Origin of the sequence: Synergistes jonesii (assembly GCF_000712295.1) — a bacterium.
Lineage (GTDB): Bacteria > Synergistota > Synergistia > Synergistales > Synergistaceae > Synergistes > Synergistes jonesii.
Genome location: NZ_JMKI01000047.1, coordinates 133,482 through 153,904, shown reverse-complemented (window position 1 = coordinate 153,904; position 20,423 = coordinate 133,482). Strand labels below are relative to the sequence as shown.

The 20,423-nt window shown below is 56.2% G+C and carries 20 protein-coding genes; 2 read left to right on the top strand and 18 right to left on the bottom strand.

Translation table 11 applies throughout. The features are described from left to right. Positions 1-22: 22 nt before the first annotated feature. Both EH55_RS11525 and EH55_RS11520 read right to left on the bottom strand, forming a co-directional pair. Positions 23-901: an alanine racemase gene (locus EH55_RS11525; protein ID WP_051682868.1), complete on the bottom strand. Its 879-nt coding sequence runs from the start codon at positions 899-901 to the stop codon at positions 23-25. 61 nt (positions 902-962) lie between these two features. Further along, positions 963-2,072 (bottom strand): pyridoxal phosphate-dependent aminotransferase, encoded by a 1,110-nt coding sequence (locus EH55_RS11520; protein ID WP_037977984.1) that lies wholly within the window; start codon positions 2,070-2,072, stop codon positions 963-965. 316 nt (positions 2,073-2,388) lie between these two features. Between EH55_RS11520 and EH55_RS11515 the strand changes: the two genes are divergently transcribed. Continuing rightward, positions 2,389-3,579 (top strand): PucR family transcriptional regulator, encoded by a 1,191-nt coding sequence (locus EH55_RS11515; protein WP_037977982.1) that lies wholly within the window; start codon positions 2,389-2,391, stop codon positions 3,577-3,579. A 446-nt stretch (positions 3,580-4,025) separates the two neighbouring features. Next, positions 4,026-4,730, top strand: coding sequence for an aspartate/glutamate racemase family protein (locus tag EH55_RS11510; protein WP_037977979.1), 705 nt, complete (start codon positions 4,026-4,028; stop codon positions 4,728-4,730). 124 nt (positions 4,731-4,854) lie between these two features. On the opposite strand, the gene argF is transcribed toward EH55_RS11510, so the two are convergent. The 16 genes from argF to EH55_RS11430 all read right to left on the bottom strand — a co-directional run bounded on the left by argF (position 4,855) and on the right by EH55_RS11430 (position 20,406). Then, positions 4,855-5,808 (bottom strand): ornithine carbamoyltransferase, encoded by a 954-nt coding sequence (gene argF / locus EH55_RS11505; protein ID WP_037977977.1) that lies wholly within the window; start codon positions 5,806-5,808, stop codon positions 4,855-4,857. 92 nt (positions 5,809-5,900) lie between these two features. Further along, entirely contained in the window at positions 5,901-7,139 is a 1,239-nt protein-coding gene (locus tag EH55_RS11500) for an arginine deiminase (RefSeq protein WP_037977975.1), read from the bottom strand. A 159-nt stretch (positions 7,140-7,298) separates the two neighbouring features. Continuing rightward, complete coding sequence (gene ispG / locus EH55_RS11495; protein WP_037977972.1) at positions 7,299-8,351, bottom strand: (E)-4-hydroxy-3-methylbut-2-enyl-diphosphate synthase; 1,053 nt, start codon at positions 8,349-8,351, stop codon at positions 7,299-7,301. Between the two features lie 10 nt (positions 8,352-8,361). Beyond that, positions 8,362-9,408 carry an RIP metalloprotease RseP gene (gene rseP / locus EH55_RS11490; protein WP_037977971.1) on the bottom strand — a complete coding sequence of 349 codons (1,047 nt, stop codon included), beginning with the start codon at positions 9,406-9,408 and terminating at the stop codon, positions 8,362-8,364. Further along, the gene (locus tag EH55_RS11485) at positions 9,409-10,566 is read right to left on the bottom strand and encodes a 1-deoxy-D-xylulose-5-phosphate reductoisomerase (RefSeq protein ID WP_037977969.1); all 1,158 of its coding nucleotides are present in this window, start codon (positions 10,564-10,566) and stop codon (positions 9,409-9,411) included. 1 nt (position 10,567) lies between these two features. Next, complete coding sequence (locus EH55_RS11480) at positions 10,568-11,401, bottom strand: phosphatidate cytidylyltransferase (protein WP_236617126.1); 834 nt, start codon at positions 11,399-11,401, stop codon at positions 10,568-10,570. After that, on the bottom strand, positions 11,388-12,077 hold the full coding sequence (gene uppS, locus EH55_RS11475) for a polyprenyl diphosphate synthase (RefSeq protein WP_081839570.1): 690 nt from the start codon (positions 12,075-12,077) through the stop codon (positions 11,388-11,390). The genes EH55_RS11480 and uppS overlap by 14 nt, the downstream gene beginning before the upstream one ends. After that, on the bottom strand, positions 12,077-12,751 hold the full coding sequence (locus EH55_RS11470) for a uracil-DNA glycosylase (protein WP_037977964.1): 675 nt from the start codon (positions 12,749-12,751) through the stop codon (positions 12,077-12,079). Before EH55_RS11470 ends, uppS begins: the two co-directional genes overlap by 1 nt. Then, complete coding sequence (locus EH55_RS11465; protein WP_037977961.1) at positions 12,748-13,587, bottom strand: Asp23/Gls24 family envelope stress response protein; 840 nt, start codon at positions 13,585-13,587, stop codon at positions 12,748-12,750. The genes EH55_RS11470 and EH55_RS11465 overlap by 4 nt, the downstream gene beginning before the upstream one ends. 11 nt (positions 13,588-13,598) lie before the next feature. Further along, positions 13,599-14,879 (bottom strand): UDP-N-acetylglucosamine 1-carboxyvinyltransferase, encoded by a 1,281-nt coding sequence (murA, locus tag EH55_RS11460; protein ID WP_037977959.1) that lies wholly within the window; start codon positions 14,877-14,879, stop codon positions 13,599-13,601. Further along, positions 14,880-16,004: a non-hydrolyzing UDP-N-acetylglucosamine 2-epimerase gene (gene wecB, locus EH55_RS11455; RefSeq protein WP_037977956.1), complete on the bottom strand. Its 1,125-nt coding sequence runs from the start codon at positions 16,002-16,004 to the stop codon at positions 14,880-14,882. Positions 16,005-16,021: 17 nt separating this feature from the next. Continuing rightward, on the bottom strand, positions 16,022-16,912 hold the full coding sequence (locus EH55_RS11450) for a glycosyltransferase family 4 protein (protein WP_037977953.1): 891 nt from the start codon (positions 16,910-16,912) through the stop codon (positions 16,022-16,024). Between the two features lie 21 nt (positions 16,913-16,933). Beyond that, entirely contained in the window at positions 16,934-18,034 is a 1,101-nt protein-coding gene (gene upp, locus EH55_RS11445; protein WP_037977952.1) for a uracil phosphoribosyltransferase, read from the bottom strand. A gap of 21 nt (positions 18,035-18,055) precedes the next feature. Further along, positions 18,056-18,991: a methylmalonyl Co-A mutase-associated GTPase MeaB gene (gene meaB, locus EH55_RS11440; RefSeq protein ID WP_037977951.1), complete on the bottom strand. Its 936-nt coding sequence runs from the start codon at positions 18,989-18,991 to the stop codon at positions 18,056-18,058. A 58-nt stretch (positions 18,992-19,049) separates the two neighbouring features. Then, on the bottom strand, positions 19,050-19,295 hold the full coding sequence (locus EH55_RS11435) for a flagellar biosynthesis protein FliR (protein WP_081839569.1): 246 nt from the start codon (positions 19,293-19,295) through the stop codon (positions 19,050-19,052). A 139-nt stretch (positions 19,296-19,434) separates the two neighbouring features. After that, positions 19,435-20,406: a Gfo/Idh/MocA family protein gene (locus EH55_RS11430; protein ID WP_037977949.1), complete on the bottom strand. Its 972-nt coding sequence runs from the start codon at positions 20,404-20,406 to the stop codon at positions 19,435-19,437. Between the last annotated feature and the right edge of the window lie 17 nt (positions 20,407-20,423).

The following is a 20,423-nucleotide window of genomic DNA, read 5'->3' as shown; positions in this document are numbered from 1 at the left end:
GCATCGCCGATGTCGAACGCACCTATGGCCAGCAGCGCGCGGCGGCGACGCCGCGGTCTTCATAATGGACGTATGAGCCGAAGCAGTTTGTCCCCAGCTTTCCTATCGGGTGAGTGGGTTTTTCGCCTATCTCGATTATCTCCGCTTTAAGCACGAGGCCTCTGTTTGAAAGGCCTTCTATCGGACACTGCCCGCGTTCGATGAAGTCGCAGGGGACGACGTTGGCCTCGCCTATGCGAAGGTTGTTTATCTTTTTAGGCATTCCGCCGCTCATCATGAGCGGTATGGAGGTGGTGCCGCCGCCCGATACAACTTCAAGCTCCCTGCCGATGACTTCTTCTATTTTCATTGCATCGGCGGAAAGCAGGGAGAGGTTTTCTGCCGTCGGAATGACGGAGCCGTAGCAGGTGAGGTTTGTACCCGCGCCGTAAAGGCGCAGGTTTTTGAGTTCCCGCTCAATGTAGACCGCCGTCTCGATAAATTCACGGCTGTCAAAAATCCCTTCCCGCAAGTCGCCGAGATCCCTCATCAGGATCACATTGTGGACGACGTCGGCAGTCTCCGCCGCGCGGTCGAGCGCGCGCATGGTTTCAATTTCGGAGTTGAGGCTGATATCGCAGAGCTTTACGACGTCGGCCGCTTCGGAGAGCATCGGGATGCGCAGCCCAAGCGTCTTTACCGGAAGTCCCGCTTCTTTCACGGCGGCCAGATGCGGCAGCCTTGAGCTCGCGAGGGTCTTATACCCCGCTTCAAGCAGCGCGTCCCTTATCTCGGGGATAGCGTTGAAACCTTTCAGCACGGCGAAGGGCTCGACGCCTCTCTTTCTGCATTCACGAAGAAGTATGCCTGCGTTGCGTCTGATAACGTTCCTGTCTATCTCAAGCAGCGGATATCTATTCATGGGCTTCACCTTTCTAAAAATGGCCGAAGGCCGCGTCGACGCCCTTCGACCGACTTCTCTTCTATCCTCTCGCTTCCCTTATCGACGCCGATATGCCCGCGAGGCCTGCTTTAAGTTCCTCCTCCAGCGGCCAGGCGTATCCTATGCGCATGTAGCGGTCGTCGAAACCGAACCAGTGGCCGGGGCCTATGTATGTGCCGTATTTTTCGTTCATGATCTTGTAGAATTTTTTTATATCAACGCCGGCTGACTCTTTGATGCGCGGGAAGCAGGTACAGGCCGCGCGCGGCTCAACCCACTCGATAAATTCGTCATTGTTCACCCATTCTTTGACTATGGCGAAGTGGCGGGCGATGAGGGCATCGTTTTTCTTTATCCACTCTTCCTTCTGCGAGAGCGCGACCCAGCCGATGTACTCGTCGACGACGCTGCCGCCGATACAGACTTGCTCCTTAGCGCAGATGAGCATGTCCATCATATTCTTATCCTGACACACGGCCCAGCCGATGCGGACGCCTGGTATGCCATAAGTCTTGGAGAGAGAGGAGATGGATACGACCTTCTTCGACAGAGATGCGGACACAGGCAGCGCTTCATCTTTGAACATGTCGCGGTAGGTTTCATCCATCAGAAGCCAGACGTTATGCCTCTCGGCGATGGCGATGACCTTTTTGACCTCCGCAAGGCTCATGAGCGTGCCGGTCGGGTTATGCGGATTCGTCAGCGATATGTACTTCGTGTCGGCGCGTATCAGCGACTCAAGTCTTTCGATGTCCACACGAAAACCATCTTCGAACTTCTGGTCAAGGTAGCTGATATCGGCGCCGATCGCCTCCGGAGTGGCGATGTTGGTGCCGTAATTCGGACGTGCCACGATCATGTGGCTGCCGGGCTCAAGCAGCGAAGAGGCGACCAGGAAGAGCGCCGACGCAGCGCCTGCCGTAACGATGACGCAGTCGGGATCCTCGATTCCAGATTGCTTGGCGATCAGTTCACGCAGCGGCTTATAGCCGAAGTGATCTCCGTAAGGGAGAAGAAGATCGTCTATCACGAGTCCCAGGTCTTTGATGTTGCGGTCGCGGACCGATGTCTCGGTGAGGTTGTTCTTGATCTTATCATAGCCGAACTGCTCCGGCGATTCCTTTTCGATAGGCATACGCGTATATTTCATATTTTGCCCTCCTGTATATTTTTATGTACCTGTACTACGTTTGACTCTGTGCTTTAAAGTTTATTATTTTCAAAGCATCAAGACAAAGGGCATTATATAAAAAATATAACAATATTATTTTTATTTTTTTATAAGAAATAACTATATAATGAAACATTTTCTTAAACTGATGATAAAATAAGGATGTTCATTGGACATCGGAAATCGGATTAATGCTCTATTGTCCAGGATTTAATGATACACGTCTAATTAAGCGACTTACGGCGAAGAATGCATTATCTTTATAAAAAAATATAACAATGCGAGGAAAAACGTGATGAACTATACCGTCTCAGATTTTCTGAACACTTATGAAGCTAAGGTGAAGCTCATAGCAGGAGCTGGTGGAGTTTCCCGCGTCATCAAAGACGTCGGCATCCTCGACTACGAGCTGGACAAGTCTCTCAAAGGCAGATACTTCTACACCAGTTCCTTCCGCGACCAGCTCGTCCTCACGACCTTCCTCTGCGCGAAAGACGACCCCTACATGATAGGCGAAGGCGTCAAACACCTCCTGAAACAGGGCGCCGCCGCTCTCGCGTTCAGAAACGTCTTCCGCCTGTCGATACCGGAATCGGCCATACGCTTTGCCGACTCCCGAAATTTTCCAATCATTCTCATCAACTCCATGGAGCTGTATTTCGAAAAAATAATCTACGACGTAAACCGCCACGCCGAACGCATGCGGAATATCGGTTTCCAACAGGACGAGATAAACGTACTGCTCTCGGGCAACCTATCCGCGGGCGACGCACGGGCGCACGCAAGGCTTATCAATCCTTCGTTTGAAGACAGATTCGCGGCTGTGTATTTCAAGAGCGGTGAATACTTCGGTGAAAGCGAGTTCGAAGAATGTTTCAGAAGATACGAGCGAAGCCCTCTGAACACGCTTGCGAGCACGATGTGCCTGTACAAAAACGGAGCCTTCCTTTTCTATTCGAGCAACGATACCTCAAATTCATTCGGCGACGCATTCGCCGCCCAAGCGATGCGGGAGATATTTCCCGACGTCGAAAATTTATCAGCTGGGATAAGCCGTACTCATTTCAGCCTTACAGAATTTTCCGCTGGTATCCGTGAAGGCCTGTACGCCGCGCTGCTTGGGCGGAGCCTCGCCCTGCCCCTTCTGCACTATGAACGCCTCGGCGCTTACGAGATCATCTTTCCTTTCGCCGAAAGTTTAGAAATGCAGGAATTTCGGCAACGCGTGCTCGAACCGGTGAGCGAGTACGACGCGGAGAACAGGACGAACCTGCTTGATACGCTTAGGCTTTATATCGCGTCTGGATGCGACATGCACAAAGCGGCGCTTGATGCCGCGCAGCACGAAAACACCATAAGGTACCGACTGGAAAAGATCGCCACGCTCACTGGGCTCGACTTCAAAATCCAGCCTCAGATGGAAGAGCTCTCCCTCGCGATAAGAATAGACACCTGCATTAGGCTCCTACAAAACGAAATCGTATAAACCGCGCTGCCTGGCAGGTAGCGCGGCGGCTCCGCAATCAGACTTGCCGCGTGTACATAAAGCTGTTAATAACTGAGTTCTATCGCACATTCCTGTTCTATCATAAGGTAAATAACAGCAAGAACTCGATTCACTTGTCCATGGTACATAAACGCCCACGCCGAACAGCGCCCTTACTGTAAACCTACCGTTGTATTCGTCGTACAGAAAGCTGTGAGCATTTTATTGACCTCTACCATGTTTGCAACACCGGTGAACAGGTAAACAGTGCAGGCGCGTTAATCGGGCGGCCTCATTCCGACTCGACGCACTTGAGAAAATGTCTCGCCGCAGAAGTCAGATAGCGCTTCTTAAGCCACACTACGTAAGACGCGCGTATAATAAATCATGCGGATATCAAACAGGAAATAGTTTTCAGAAAAATATAAAAGTAGGGGGAATGTTAAATGAAAAATATCGGAATCATTGGAGGGGTCGCATGGCCCAGCACTATCGTTTACTACCGAACGATCAACGAAGAGGTGGCAAGGCGCCTCGGAGGCAACGGCCTCCACTGTGCAAAGCTCGTACTGGCTCAGACGGATTTCGAGGAGGTCGAGCGCAATCAGGTCCTCGGAAACTGGGAAAGAGTGGGAGAATTACTTTCTGTAGAAGCGAACAAACTTAAAGCGGCAGGCGCTGATTTTTTCATCATAGCCTGCAACACCGTCCACACGGCGATGCCGTACATTGACGCAAAAACAGACCTCCCATACATACACATCGTAGACCCCGCGGCACAGACGGCGCTATCTAAGGGCTATAAAACCGTCGGTCTTCTCGGCAGCGGTTACACAATTAAGGGAACGTACTTTACAGGCAGGTTGAGGGAACGCTACGGGCTAAACGTACTGCTCCCTGAAGGAGAACACAGAGACAATGTTCACAACGCACTTTACAAAGAGCTTGCGAAGGGAATTTTTTTACCAAAGACGCGCGCTAAATTCAAAGCCGCTATTGAAGATTTGGTCAAGCGCGGCGCGGAAACAATCATCCTCGGCTGCACCGAGTTCGGAATGCTCGTCAATGAGGAAGACTGTCCTGTTCCGCTTATAGACACGACGATAGCCCATGCGAGAGCCGCCGTCGACCGTGCGCTTCAGGAGAATTAGAGGATTGATAAAATCCGCGTTAGATTCCAGATATACTTGCCTTTTTGCCTAATTAATATAGAGAAAGCGCCGCCCATATATGTGCGGCGCCCTGTAGGCTTCTATCAATCCAAAAATTTAGAAATTAGAAATTTCCTATGCTCGCCACCATGACCGCTTTGATCGTGTGCATGCGGTTTTCGGCTTCGTCGAATTGTCTCGCGTGGCGCGATTCGAAGACTTCTTCGGTCACTTCGTTGCCCTTGACGGCGGGGAGGCAGTGCAGGAAGATGACGTCTTCGTTGCCCGTCGCTTTGACAAGCTCCATGTTGACCTGATACGGCTTGAGAAGCTTTTTGCGCTCCTCTGTCTTCGCTTCTTCGCCCATCGACGCCCAGACGTCCGTGTAGATGACGTCAGCGTCCTTGACGGCGACTTTCGGGTCTTCGAATACTTCGATCGTCGCGCCCGATTCGCACTCTTTCGCTATCTTTTCGCACTCTTCTACGAGGGCGGGGTCGGGGTATAGCTCTTTCGGCGTGCCTACGACGAAGCGCATGCCCATCTTGGCCGCTCCAATCATCAGCGAGTTGGCGACGTTGTTGCGGCCGTCGCCGACGTAGACGAGTTTGATGCCTTTGAGGCGCCCGAAGTTCTCGCGAATCGTGAGGAAGTCGGCGAGTACCTGCGTGGGGTGGTAGTCGTCGGTAAGGCCGTTCCAGACGGGGACGCCGGCGTACTTCGCAAGGTCCTCGACGACCTTCTGGCTGAAGCCGCGGAATTCGATGCCGTCGAACATGCGCCCGAGAACGCGGGCCGTGTCTGCGACGTCTTCCTTGTGCCCGAGCTGGATGTCGTTTTTGCCGAGATATTCGGGGTGCCCTCCCTCGTCTATGGCCGCCACAGTGAACGCGCAGCGCGTGCGCGTAGACGGTTTCTCAAATATAAGGGCTACGTTCTTACGATCGAGAAGGTTCCCTTTTATTCCGGCGCGCTTCTTGTTCTTGAGGTCGGCGGCGAGGCTGAGCAGGTAATCGATTTCTTCCGGCGTATGGTGTTTCAGAGAGATAAGGTTGCGATTGCGGAGATTTACGGGCATGTAAACTTTCCCCTTTCAGTTTATGTAGTTTTATTTTAGTGAAGATATTTTACTACTTTTTAATATTTTGTAAATGGCCTTTTAAAATAATTTTATACCGGCAGGCGATTGAGCGGCATCGACATGCAGCGCGGACCGCCGCGTCCTCTGCCGAGCTCCGGTCCCTCGAGTTCGAGTACTTCTATTCCGTTGTCTCTAAGAATTTTCGACGCCGTGACGTTACGGTTGTAAGTTATCACCCTACCGGGCGCGACAGCCAAAGTATTGCACCCATCGTGCCACTGTTCGCGCGCCATTCCGGCCTTGTCGCCGCCCAGCATTTTTATCAGGCGGATATGGTCGAAGCCGAGTTCGTTCGCTATATCGTGCGTCCAGTCGGATCTCTGCTTGAGGCTCGTCAGCACTCCGCCTTCGTCGTAATCCAGCTGCCACACTCTCAAATAGTCGAGCAGCGGCGGATAGATGCAGAAAGCGTCTCTGTCGACCATCGTGAACACGGTGTCGAGGTGCATGCAGAAGCGTTTCCTCGGGATTTCGAAGGCGTATATGCGCTTGATCGAGGTGCGCGAAGAGAGGTTGCGCCCGATTCTCTGAACGGTGGTCGGAGCCGTGCGCTGCGAGACGCCTATCGCCATCGCCTTTTCCGTCAGAACGAGCAGGTCGCCGCCTTCCACTTTCTGCGGCCAGATTTCGTCCGGCGCGTCTCCGAAGAGTATCTGCATGCCTTCAAATCTCGGATGATGGTTCGTGATGTATTTCCAGTAGAGAGGCTCTATGCGGCGCGCTTCAAAGGTCATCTGCCCTATGATGATTCCGTTCGCTACGGTTATCGCTGGGTCTCTCTGGAAATAAAGGTTCGGTATCGGATGGATGAGGAAATCGCTTCCGTTTTCGACGCAGGAAACGAGGCTCAGACCGGTGCAGTCGCAGACATCTCTGACTTCTTTTTTCGTGTAGCCCGCGATCAGATGGTCCGCGAGCTCGAGGGACGGCATGTTCATAAGTTCGGTGATGAACGCCTCGCTGAGTCTGCGGTCGAGGCACTCAAACTTAAAAATGTCTTTTATGAGCCTCTCTCTGATCACAGGCGTTTCCATCACCTGAGCGAGGCACTCGTTAAAGTAGAGGACCTCCGTGCCTTCGTTTCTCAGCATCTCCGCAAAGTTGTCGTGCTCTCTCTGAGCCTGTTCGAGCCATAAAAGGTCGTCGAAGAGCAGCTCGTCCATGTTGTCTATGGTGAGCCTGTCGATTTCTTTGCCTGGCCTGTGGAGCATGACCTGTTTAAGTTTGCCCGTCTCTGAGAATACACAAAAATGGCTTTCCTGGTTCATTTTTTACACCTCCTAAGTTTTTAAAAAACTCTCACCGCAAAACAAAGTTGCATAAAGAAGGTAAAAAAGTATGAAATACCAACGTCACGTCATTATCTTATATTTTTGCGTCTCGTTAGTCAATATGTTTTTTATTATTTTTTATAAACTTGATGTTCATTAAGGTTTAGTAAGGAAAATTTCATGCTTTACCGTTTCTTCAAAGGTTTCCATCGAACCGCGGCATACGAAGGCTCCCTTTTTGAAGATGATGAAGCCTTCCGGGCTTCCGGCGATTCCCAGATCGGCGTTTGCGGCTTCCTTCGGTCCGTTCACTTCGCAGCCCATCACAGCGATCGTCATGCCGCTACAGGCGTCGGCGGGAATTATTTTACGCAACTTTTCAACAAGTGCGGCGACTTCGATTCTCCTGCGCCCGCAGGTCGGGCAGCTGATGAGCTGCCAGCCTCGGCTGCGCAGCGCGAGCGCCGAAAGGATGCTGTACCCAGTTTCGACTTCCTCCGCGCCAGCGCCGGTCAGGCTGACGCGTATGGTGTCGCCCATTCCCTGCGCGAGCATCAGACCGATGCCGACGGCGCCCTTGACGATGCCGGAATTTCCGCAGCCCGCTTCGGTTATGCCGACGTGCAGCGGGAAGGGATACTTCTGCGCGAGCAACGCGTTTGCGCGCACCGTCTCCGCAACCGACGAGGATTTCGCCGATACGATCACGTCTTCGAATCCTCTTTCAAGAAGAGCTCCAAGCTGTTCTTCGACTGCGACGACGAGAGCCGCGCCGCGGTCGCCTCCTGCCGCCGCGAGCTGCGCGTTGCCGACGGAGCCGCCGTTCGCGCCTATGCGTATCACGGCGCCTCTGTCCTTCGCGGCCGCCACCACCTCGGCCAGCCCTGCCGCTCCGCTCATGTTGCCTGGATTTACCCTTATCGCCGGCACTCCCGCGGAGAGGGCTGCAAGCGCGAGTTTATGGTTGAAGTGGATGTCCGCCATCAGAGGCAGCTCGGTTTTTTTCACGAGTTCGGCAAGCTTCGGCGCGAGAACTTCGTCGGGCAGCGCGACGCGCGCGAGTTCGCAGCCGGCCTTTAAAAGGGCGCGGCACTCCTTAACGCAGCCTTCGACGTCCGCGAGGCGCGTCTTTAGCATGCTTTCGACGCGCACAGGCGCGCCTCCGCCTATCTTGAGCCCCTTTATCGCCACGCTCTTTAAGCTCGCCATCGCCGCGCCTCTAACGCATCAGCCTGTAGATGTCTTTGCCTGTGACGAGCACGATAAGCAAAAGGAGTATCACATAGCCGGCGTAATGTATCATCGTCTCGACCCTTTCGGGGACTTTGCGGCGCGTTATCACTTCGATCAGTATGAAGAGGATGCGGCCGCCGTCGAGCGCCGGGAAGGGAAGGAGATTCAGCAGTCCGAGGTTGAGGTTTATTACGCCGAGGAAGGCGATGAAGGTCCAAAAGCCTTCGCGCATCGCGTCGCCGGCCATCGACGCGATGCCGACCGGCCCCGTCACGTCGGCCCTGAGCTGCCCGGTGATCGTCATGTAAAGGCCGCGCAGTATCTGCAGGCTCATGTTCCAGGAATAAATGAAGGATTTCGAAAGCGCCTCAAGTGGTGGAAATTTCTCAAGCGAGGGCTGCACGCCGAGCAGACGCGCGCCGGTCTTGGCGTCCTTAGGGACGCTTATCGTGTAACTTTTTTCCGCACCGCCGCGCTCTACGACTATTTCGAAAGAATCGCCGTCCTTATCCTCCTTCAGTATGTTCTCTCTTATATCGGACCAGCTTTTCAGCTCCACGCCGTCGATGCTCCTGATAAGGTCGCCGCTACGCAGCCCCGCGCTCTGCGCCGGAGTGCCTTCCATGATCTTGCCGAGCTTCGGTGTCTGCATATCGTAGACTCCGCAGCCCGCAAGGTAGAGGGCCGTGATCAGCCAGGCGAGAAAAATATTTACAGAAGCGCCGGCTCCGATGATGAAGATTTTTTCCCAAGGCTTTTTGTTCGCGAGAGAACGGCTCGGGTCGCAGGATTCGCGTTTTCCCTCGTCCTCTTCCTCCGCGTCCTCTCCTTCCAGCTTGACGAAGCCGCCTATCGGGAACGCGCGCAGCGAATACTGCGTCTCGCCGCGCCTGCCGCTCAATATCTCAGGCCCCATGCCGAAGGAGAACTCATGTATCATCACGTCGCGCAGGCGCGCGGCCCAGAAGTGCCCGCCCTCGTGCGATATGACGCATATGCCGATTACTATCAGAAATGAAATAACGCTAAGCAATTATACGTTCCTCCGTTTTATGCAAAGCTCGTCGGCCGCCCTTTCTCCCTCGCCCACAAGCGCTATCGCGTCTTCGAGCGTTTTCGGCGCAGCTCCCGAGTATTTTTCAAGCACGTCGTTTATTATGCCGGCGATGTCCATAAAGGATATCTCGTGATTCAGAAAATGCCGCACCGCGCTTTCGTCCGCTCCGACGAGCAGAGGAGGCATCGCGCCTCCTACTCTGCCGGCCCAGCGCGCCGCAGCGTAGCAGGGAAACAGCTTTTCGTCTATTTCGCGGAAACTCAAATCCCATTGCGAAGGCTCAAGCGGCGGCAGAATTTTTTCCGCCGCAGCAAGGCGCTTCGGCCAGGCGAGAGCCGCGGCCGCCGGCAGGCGCATATCCGCGCGGGAGACGAGCATCTTCAACGTGCCGTCGACGAATTCCGCCATCCCGTGGACCTGCGAGCGGGGATGTATCAGGGCGCCGACTCTTTCGGCCGGCATATCGAAGAGCTGCATCGCTTCGATACACTCTATCCCCTTGTTCATGAGAGTCGCGCTGTCTATCGTTATTTTCGGCCCCATCTTCCATATAGGATGCTTCAAAGCCGCCTCCGGCGTCACGTCCTTCATCTGCTCGCACGTGAAGTCTCTGAAAGGGCCGCCGGAGGCCGTGAGCCATATCCTCGATAACTCCTCCTTCGGCGCGTCGCGCAGGCACTGCCACACCGCGCTGTGTTCGCTGTCGACAGGGCGGAGCTGCCATTGCCGCTTAACGAGCGGCATCACCCACGGGCCCGCCACTACGACGCTCTCTTTATTTGCGAGAGAAACGTCTATCCCGCGTGAAATCGCCTTCTGAAGCGCCGGAATCGCCGCGACGCCCGACGAAGCGAAGACGGCGTGGTCGACGCGATCGTCTTCGGCTATCTCGGAGAGGGCCTTTGTCCCCGTAAGGCACTCGAAGCCATCCTCTTGCCAGCCCGCGCAGGGCTCCGTGAGGCAGAGGAGCTTCGCGCCGTGCCTCCTTCCGAGCTCCGCGAGCTTCTTCGCGTTGCACCTTGCCGCAAGGGCTGTGACCTCGAAAATTTCCGGAAAGCGCGAGCAGACATCGAGCACAGCTCCGCCGACGCTGCCGGTGGCCCCTATGACGGCGAGCCTGATTTTCTTTTCCATCTTACCCCACTAGCTCGAAGATGACGAAGGCGAGAGTCCCGTTCACGAGGATGCTGTCGAATCTGTCAAGCAAGCCGCCGTGTCCGGGTATCAGGCTGCCGGTGTCCTTGACTCCGGCCTCGCGCTTCAGCACCGATTCGCCGAGGTCGCCAAGCTGCCCGGCGACACCGCAGAGCAGGCCCATCAGAAGCAGCGGCATCGGCGGGAAGGAAAATATCAGCGCCATCAGGCCGCCGCACATAAAGCTCGCGGCCGCTCCGCCGATGAAGCCCTCCCACGTCTTATGTGGGCTCACGCGGCTGCAGAGAAGCGTCCTGCCGAAGCGGCTGCCTACGAAGTAGGCGGCGACGTCGCAGCTCCAAGTGCAAAGGAAAAGCGTCGCCAAAAACATCGCGCCTAGCTCCCTCGAGCGTATCAGAATCATGAACGACCACGGCAGCACGACGTAGGCTATGCCGGCGACGATAGCGCCCATAGACGCGAGGGCGTCGCTCTCTCCCGACACCTGATGTCTTAGTACTTCAAGAAAAAGCGCTATAAAAGCGACGGCGGAGATAGAGCAGAGTATCGCCGAAACGCTCATAAAGCCGAACGCCGTCCCAAGCAGGATGCAGAGCCCCGAGAGAAGAAGCAGGAGAGGCGAGGACGATATCCTTTCAGACTGCAGCTTATAGAACTCGCGCAGCGAAAGCGTCGCGATCAGAACGACGATCGCGCTCCACCAGAAACCTCCGAGAAGAATCCCGCCTATGACGAGAAGAACGATAAAAATACTGCTGACGGTCCTGAGCTTCAGCTCCGGGCTCGAAAGAAGAAAATCCCTAAGCTTTCCCATAACGGCGCTCCCTTTCATAGTAATCTTTCGCAGCCTCTTCGAGGCTCGCTTTATCGAAGTCCGGCCAATACTGGCCGGTAAAATAATATTCGCTGTAAGAGCTCTGCCACAGCCAGAAATTGCTCAGCCGCAGTTCTCCGCTCGTGCGTATGATCAGGTCCGGGTCGGGCACGTCGGGCAGATAGAGGTTCGCACGCAGTATCTCTTCGGTAATTGGCACCTTGATATTTTGGGCAGTTATTTTATTTATTGCGTCAAGGATTTCTTTGCGCCCACCGTAATTAAGACATATGATGAGCTGACGCTCCGCGTAAATTTTCGTCCTTTCCTCGACCTCGCGCAGTATCTGCACGATGTCATCCGGCAGAGCGTCGAGGTCGCCTGCGAAGCGCACGCGGCACTCCTCTTTGCACAGTTCGGCCAGCTTAGAGCGCATATAATAGCGGAAAAGCCCCATCAGCCCCGCCACTTCGCTCTGAGAGCGCTTCCAGTTTTCGGTGGAAAAGGCGTAAAGCGAAACGTAGGGAATGCCGAGTTCTTTGGCGGCGCGCACCGTGCGCTCTACGGCGCGCACCCCGGCGTGATGCCCCATTATACGCGGAAGGCGCTTCGCCTTCGCCCATCGTCCGTTGCCGTCCATTATTATCGCGACGTGCTCGAGTTTTTTCTTTTCCATCACGCCCTCCCGCCGACAAATATATCTTCGCTCAGCTTTCCCGCCGTCTTGACTTCTTCCCAGCGGCGCTTTACCTCCTGTATGTCGATCCAGGTGAGGGACTTCGGGCTCCCCTTTTCCCTGCTCTGATTGCGAAGCAGGTAGCTCGGGTGGAACATCGGCATCACGGCGACGCCGCGCCACTCGAACCAGCGGCCGCGCAGCTTCGTGATTCCTTCGTTGGTCTGGAGTATCCAGCGCATCGGCGTGTTCCCCAGCAGCACGATAAGCAGCGGGTCGATCAGCATTATCTGCGTCTGAAGGTGTCTGTCGCAGATGACCGTTTCCTGAGGCGACGGAACACGGTTTTCCGGCGGACGGCATTTGACTATGTTGGTGATGTAGACTTCTTTGCGGCTGATGCCCGCTGCGGTGAGTATCTGGGTCAGCAGCTGTCCCGCCTTGCCGACGAAGGGCAGCCCCTGCGCGTCCTCGTCGGCCCCCGGACCCTCGCCGATGAAGAGCAGCTTCGAATCGGGGTCTCCGTCGCCGAAGACAACCTTCGCGCGCGTATCGGCCAAAGGACAGGCGCGGCACGCAAGTGCATTTGAGCGCGCTTCCTCCCACAGAACTTTTTTGTAGGCAGCACGCTCGCCTTCCGAGAGCTTCATCAGCAGTTTTCTTTCATCGTTCATACCTGTACCTCCGAAATGATCACGTCCACGCTCTTCACGTCGAGACCGGTGAAATAGCGCAGACTGACGGCGATGCGCCTCTTCACGAGGGACGCGACTTCGATAAGCTTTTTATCGCCGAGCTTGACGGCGAGCTTTATCTCTATGCGCAGCGCGTCTTCCTGCGGCGTCACGCCGACTTCGTTCACCTTGACGATCTGGGCTGTCCTGCCGGCGATAAAAGAGACGAGCTCTTTTATCGCTTCGGGCTCTATATGCACGTCGCCGTAAAAGCTGAAGGGCGGACGCACTATCGTCTTTTCGCCTTCGCGCTTGTCCTTCGACTTCCAGAACACCCTCAGCTGGCCGACGAGTTTGCCGGCGAAATTCTTCCGCACGAGGACGTGCGAGACGGGTATCACGTGCTGTCCCTTCTTGAAGCGCTCCCTGCGCGCCTTCACTATCTCCTCCGGCGTCGCGACGTCTTCGATGTGCACGATCTGCGAAGGGGCGGGCAGTCTGAGGCGGCGCAGTATCTTCAGCGCCATGCCGTCGGACGTCGCTATAACCATCACAGACGCGGGCGCGGCCGATTTGAAGAAGGATATCACGGCCTGGCGGTGCTCTTCGAACTCAAAAAGCGCGCGCCTTATAGCGCTGACCTGATTCCTCTCAGACTTCGCACTCTTTCCGCAGACGATGCTGCCCTTGTATATCACGAGCCCGTCGTCGATTATATAATCAGCGTCGACTAAAGAGGCGACGAGCTGGGCGCGCTGGCTCTTCCCCGTGCCGGCTGCTCCGACGAAGGCCGATGTCGTTATCTTATCGTTGATCCGCTCTCTTTCTTCCGCCATTTTATCTTCCGTCAATCGGCGTATTCGATATCCGCGCCGAGAGAGCGCAGCTTTTCGACGAGTCCTTCGTAGCCGCGCCAGACGTGGTGTAGTTCGCAGATCGTGCTTTCGCCTTCGGCCGCGAGTCCGAGCAGTATCAGCGCCGCTCCGGCGCGCAGGTTCGAAGAATGCACCTCTGCTCCGGTCAAAGAGGGCACGCCCGTGATGATCGCGACGTTGTCCTGCACCTCGATTTTCGCGCCCACCTTTTTGAACTCGCTGATATGCAGCAGCCGCGAGTCGAAGACGCTCTCATGTATTACGCTCGTCCCCGACGCTAAAGTCAGCGCCGCCATCATCTGGGGCTGCACATCCGTCGGGAAGCCCGGATAGGGCATCGTCTTGACGGTGACGCCCTTGAGCGGCGCGCCGCACTTCGCGGTTATTTCGTTTCCAAAGACGTCTATTTCCGCCCCCGCCTCTTCCAACTTGTTCAGTATCGCCTCCATATAGGCGGCCGGAATGCCTCTCACTGTGACCGCGCCGCCCGTGATCACGCCGGCTATCAGATAGGTCGCGGCCTCTATCCTGTCCGGTATTATCCGGCCCGTCGCTGAGTGCAGCGAAGTCACTCCGCTCACGCGAATGGTCTCACCGCCGTCGCCGCTCACCGAGGCTCCCATAAGACGCAGAATCTCGGCCAAATTCACGATCTCCGGCTCCTTCGCGGCGTTCTCTATAAAGGTCGTCCCTTCGGCTAAAGTAGCCGCCATCATCAGATTCTCCGTCGCTCCCACGGAAGGGTATTCGAGAGTTATCGTCGTCCCTTTGAGCCGTCCCGCGGTCGCGTTCACCGCGCCCGACTTAAGCTCGATATCCGATCCCATCTTCGCGAGCCCTTTAAGATGGAAATCGAGAGGCCGGCTGCCGAGCACGCAACCGCCCGGCAGCGGTAGGTGCGCGCGTCCGCAGCGCGCGACGAGCGGACCGAGCACGAGCGACGAGGCGCGCATCTTGCGGACGAGTTCGACGGGAGTGTCGGCTTTTAATTTTTCCGGTACGTCGATCCTCATCCTGTGGCCGTTGAAGGTTACCGAAGCGCCGAGATCCGACAGCAGGTCGCGCATCGTGCGTATGTCATAGAGGTCGGGGACACCTTCGAGCGAGAGCGAACCTCCCTTCAACAGAATCGACGCGGCCATGACGGGCAGAGCGGCATTTTTAGCGCCCTGGACGTCTACGGTCCCGCGCAGTTTCCTGCCGCCTCTTATTAGCATTTTTTCCGCCATTTTTTTCTCTTCGCTGCTTTCCATCTATTTCAGAAGGCTCTCCTTAAGTGTATTTACTATTTTAACAGATGCGGTGCCGTCGCCGAAGGGCTGGGCTTCGCACCTCTTTTCGATCGCCGCGATCGCCCCCGGCTCTTCGAGCAGCCTGAGCGCCGCGGCAAGTATCTTCTCTTTCCGCACTCCGACGAGGAGACCGCTGCCCTGTTCGACGACCTCCGGGCGCTCCGTGACGTCGCGCAGTATCAGCACGGGTTTCTTTATCGCGGAAGCTTCCTCCTGAACGCCGCCGCTGTCGCTCAAAATAAATTTTGACGTGTTCATCGCCCATACGAAATCGGGATAGTCAAGCGGGTCGCAGAGTATCGCCCTGTCGCGCCCGCCTAGATATTTTCCGATCGTCTCACGGACCGCCGGGTTTTTGTGCATCGGGACGACCATCCAGACGTCGGGGTGCGCGTCCAGTATTTCAACGAGCGCCTCGCATATGCCTTCGAGCGGCCTGCCCCACGATTCGCGGCGGTGCGCCGTGACGAGAAGGAAGGGCGCTCCGTCCGGAAGTACGGAAAGCTCGCCGGCCTCGGGGCTCCTGCGTTTCGTTATCGTGTAGAAGAGTGCGTCTATGACGGTGTTGCCGGTGACGCTTATCGCGCCCTCGGGCAGACCTTCCTTTCTGAGGTTTTCCGCGGCGAGCTTTGTCGGGGCGAAACCCCAGGTTATCATCTTGTCGACCAGCACGCGGTTCATCTCCTCCGGGAACGGCAGACGCATGTTTCCGCTGCGCAGCCCCGCTTCGACGTGTCCGATCGGGATACCGCGGTAAAAGGCCGCGAGCCCCGCAGCGAAGGTCGTAGTCGTGTCGCCGTGTACGAGCACCGCGGCCGCCCCTGCGCCGTCAAAATATTCTCCTACGCCGGTAAGCACCGACGAGGTTATATAGTCGAGCGACTGACGCTCCCTCATTATATGCAGGTTTCTGTCAGCCGACAGGCCGAAGAAGTCGAGCACCTGGTCGAGCATGGCCGCGTGCTGTCCCGTAGCAAGCACGCGCACGTCGAATGACGCGTCGGCGGCGAGAGCCTTGACGACCGGAGCCATTTTGATGGCTTCAGGCCTCGTGCCTATCACGCATACAACTTTTTTCCTCTCCATTTTCGGCTCCCTCCAAATCAGAAAATATCAAAAAGCGGCACTCCGAGCAGACGGATGCCGAAGGCGATTATCAAAGCGTGCGCGGCCCCCATGACTATCAAGGTGGCAGACTTCGGCAGCCCCATATCCTGGAGCTTGTGATGTGCGTGTCCCCTGTCCGGCTCAAAAGGCGATTTTCCGTGAAGCATTCGCCTCGTCATCGCGAAGAGAGTATCGATCACGGGGACCCCGCCTAAAAATAGCAGTATAAGAGCGAGATAAATAAAATTTCTGCCGAAGGCGCTGGGGAAAATGCTCCACGCAAGCTGCGAAGAACATATATAGCCGAGGAGCGTGCTGCCTCCGTCGCCGAGAAAGGTCCGTGGCTGCGGAAAGTTCCACAGCAGCACACCGAAGACGAGGCCGCAGAAGGGCAGCCAGGCCGAAGCCCCGCCGAAGGTGAGCGCGCAGACGGACGTTATCAGAGTCATCGTCAAGCACAGCCCGTCCATCCCGTCTATGAGGTTATAGGCGTTCGTCGAGCCGGCAATCCACAGGGTAAAGAGTGCGCGCTGCCAGAAAGGTATCGGGAGCGGAAAGGCGACCCACAGCGCCGCGAAAAGGTGAAAGGCGAGGCGCAGCAGCGGGGGCAGCGGATGCATGTCGTCCATGTAGCCGACTATGAAGATCAGCGAAGCCCCCGTCGCGATATAGGGCACTTCGACGCCTGGGTTTCCGGTGAAGAGCGCCCATATCAGGTAACCGCTCCAAAGCACGAGCCCGGCGCCGCGCGGCATTATGCCGCCGTGCTTCTTTCTTCCTCCGGGGACGTCGAGCAGCCTGAATTTCCGCGCAAGAGCGATCGCGACGGGCGTGCCGACGAGTCCCCAGAGGAAGTTTAAAAGCGTAAAGAGATAAATCGAAAGCAAATTAATTTCCCTTCGCGTCAGTTATTTTGTGCCGAACAATCTGTCTCCGGCGTCTCCAAGCCCCGGAACGATGTAGCAGTGTTCGTTCAGATGGCTGTCGACTGCGGCGACAAATATATCGACGTCGGGATGCGCCTCATGGAAGGTCGCTATGCCTTCGGGAGCCGCGATGAGCGAGACGAGAGATATCTTCTTTCCGCCCCTCTCTATGATATGGCCGACTGCCGCCACGGCGGAGCCGCCCGTCGCCAGCATCGGGTCGACGACGAAAATTTCCCTTTCAGAAATATCGCAGGGCAGTTTACAGTAATAATCGACCGGCTTCAGCGTCTTTGGATCGCGGTAAAGCCCTATGTGCCCGACCTTCGCGTTAGGCACAAGCTTCAGTATGCCCTCGACCATGCCGAGCCCGGCGCGCAGCACCGGAACGACGGCGAGCTTCTTGCCGGAGAGAGTGAAGACGCGCGTCTTTTCGATCGGAGTCTCGATCTCCGTCTCTTCGAGCGGCAAATGGCGTGTTACTTCGTAGACCATCAGCCCGGCGACCTCCTGAACGAGGTCGCGGAAGTCCTTCGACGACGTCTCTTTGTTGCGCAAGAGGCCGAGCTTGTGGCGCACGAGGGGATGGTCTATGACGACAGTGCGTCCGCCGCCGGAGGAGGCTTCGAGCTTCTTGCAGTTCTCCTCCTCGTAGGCTGATATCTTGTCAAGACGGAAGGAGTGGCGCCCTCCTTCAAAGGGCTCGTCGAGCCACACATCGACCATGTCGCGCGCCACGTCGGCGCCGAGCACGCGCGCGCCGAGCACAAGCACGTTCGCGTCGTTGTGGCGGCGGCTCATTACAGCCGTGAAATGGTCGTGACAGAGCGCCGCGCGGATGCCGCGCACCTTGTTCGCGACTATGCTCATGCCTATGCCGGTGCCGCAGACTAGTATGCCGCGCTCCGCCTTGTGGCTCGCGACCGCTCCGGCCGCCTTGAAGCCCCAGTCCGGATAATCTACCTTCAGCTCCGCCGACGCGCTCCCAAAATCGAGCACATCGTAATTTTTTTCTGCGAGGTGTCTCTTTATTTCTTCTTTCAATTTGTAACCGGCGTGGTCGGAAGCTACCGCGATTTTCATTATCTATTCCTCCGTAAAAATTTACTTTATTATCTTCTGAATAATTTCTCCGGAGAGCGTATAGGGATCGCACTTCCTCGCGGACAGGTCCTCCATCAGCCCGTCGTTCCGGCGCTCTTTCCATTCCTTTTCGACAATAGAAGAAATTTCGCCGCGCAGTATCGCCTCGACCTCCATTTCGAGCTGCGACCAGCGGCGGCGCCTGCCCTCCGCGCTCTCCGCCAGATACGCGGAGTGCTTGTTTATCACCTCTTTGGCCTGGTCGACGCCGGTGTTTTTCTGCGAAGAGACGAGCACGACGGGAGGGACCCATTCCCTTTCGCCGAGCATCTTCAGCATGACCTGCACGTCTGCCGCAACCTTGTCGGCTCCTTCCCTGTCGGCCTTGTTTACAACGAATATATCGGCTATCTCCATAATGCCGGCCTTCATGATCTGGACGTCGTCGCCCATTCCCGGCGTAAGTATGAGACAGACGGTATCGGCGATTTTGACGATGTCGACCTCGGACTGCCCGACCCCGACCGTTTCGACTATAACTACGTCGTAGCCGCAGGCATCGAGGATCAGCGCGCCTTCGTGAGTGCTGCGGCTCACGCCGCCGAGGTTTCCGCGCGATCCCATGCTGCGGATGAAGACCTCCTCTTCTAGCGCGTGGTCCTGCATGCGTAGACGGTCGCCGAGAATGGCTCCGCCCGTAAAAGGGCTCGAGGGGTCGATCGCGATGACTCCGACCCTTTTGCCTTCGGCGAGGAACTGTGCGATCAGCCTGTTGACGAAGGTGCTTTTGCCGGCGCCCGGACTTCCTGTTATGCCTATCACATGCGCGCGCCCGCTTTTTGGATATATCGTCTTCATAATGTCCTTCGAAGACGAACTCTCGGCTTCCACAAGGCTGATCAGCCGTCCTATCGCCCTTATGTCGCCCGCTGCGGCGCGCTCGAGCAGATTATTCATCGATCAAACTCTCCCTGTCTATTGTATTGGTTGCGGAGCATCAAGAAATTTTTGCGCATCAGAGTCCGCCTCGGCCGAAAAGGATGTCGATTCCCGCGAAGCTGTAGAAACCGAGGCCTATCGACGCGGCAAAGGTGAAGCCGAGGACGACCCGCAGATAAGTGATCCACATCTCGTTTCCGGGCCACTTTCCCGACTGTATGTTCACAATCATCCTGGCGAGAAAGAGCGAAACGCAGAAGAGCGCCAGCGCTGCGAAAGCCTGGATATTTACAGATGGTATGTTTTTAAAAATTTCCGCCAACTTGCAAATCACCCTTCCGGCATCTGAGTGCACAAAAAAGAGAGGAAAAAATCTTTCCCTCTCTTAATAATAACTCTTAAATCGGCAGCTGTCATTGATTTTTTTAACGACTCTCGAAGCGGCGGCCGCCGTCGGTTTTTTACATCGCGGAAAGGATGGACGCGCTCTGCGGCTTTTCCTCGTGTATCTGGCGCAGCGCGGCGACGCAGACCTCGAGCGCGCGCTTGCCGTCCTTGATGCCGACCATGGGCTGGAGCCCGTCGCGTATGCAGGATATGAAATGCTGCAGCTCCATCTTCAGAGGCTCGGTCTTCGGGAAGACGGGATGCTCAACGACCTCGACGATATTGCCGCCGCTCTCGCGGACACTGCGCTGCACCGTTATGTCCTGCGTCTCGAAGTTCACCGTGACAAACCTCTCGGCTTCCGTTATCTCCATCATGCGCTGGCGCTTTTCGCTGACGCGGCTCACGAGAATCTGAGCCATCGCGCCGTTCGCAAAGCGCAGCTGCACCGAGGCGATGTCCTCGTGGTCGGTGCGTATGCAGCGCCCCATCGCCGATATGGATATCAGCTCAGAGTTGACCATCGAGAGGATTATATCCACGTCGTGAATCATCAGGTCGAGGACGACGCCGACGTCGCTTATCCGCGGCGAGAAGGGGCCGACCCTACGCGTCTGTATGAAATAGGGGTCTTTGACGAATTCGCGCACGTGCTCCACCGCGCTGTTGAAGCGTTCTATGTGGCCGACCTGAAGTATGACGTCCCTTTCCACCGCCAGGTTAAGCAGCTTCTCAGCCTCGTCGACGCTCGTCGTTACCGGCTTTTCCACGAGCACGTGCGCGTCGTGCTCCATAGCGACCTTCGCGATCTCGTAATGTTTGCTCGTCGGGACGACTATGCTGACCGCGTCCGGGCGGGCGATTCTCAGGAACGTTGCAAAATCGCCGTAAGCCGGCACGCCAAGCGGTTCCGCTATCGTCTGTGCTCGTTCCTCGTTTATATCGACGACGCCCACAAGCTGGGCGCCTAAAATTTCCGTGTAAACCCTCGCGTGGTGCATCCCCAGATGCCCCACGCCGACGACTCCCACCCGGATATTTTCCATTTGCTTCACCTCTCGGC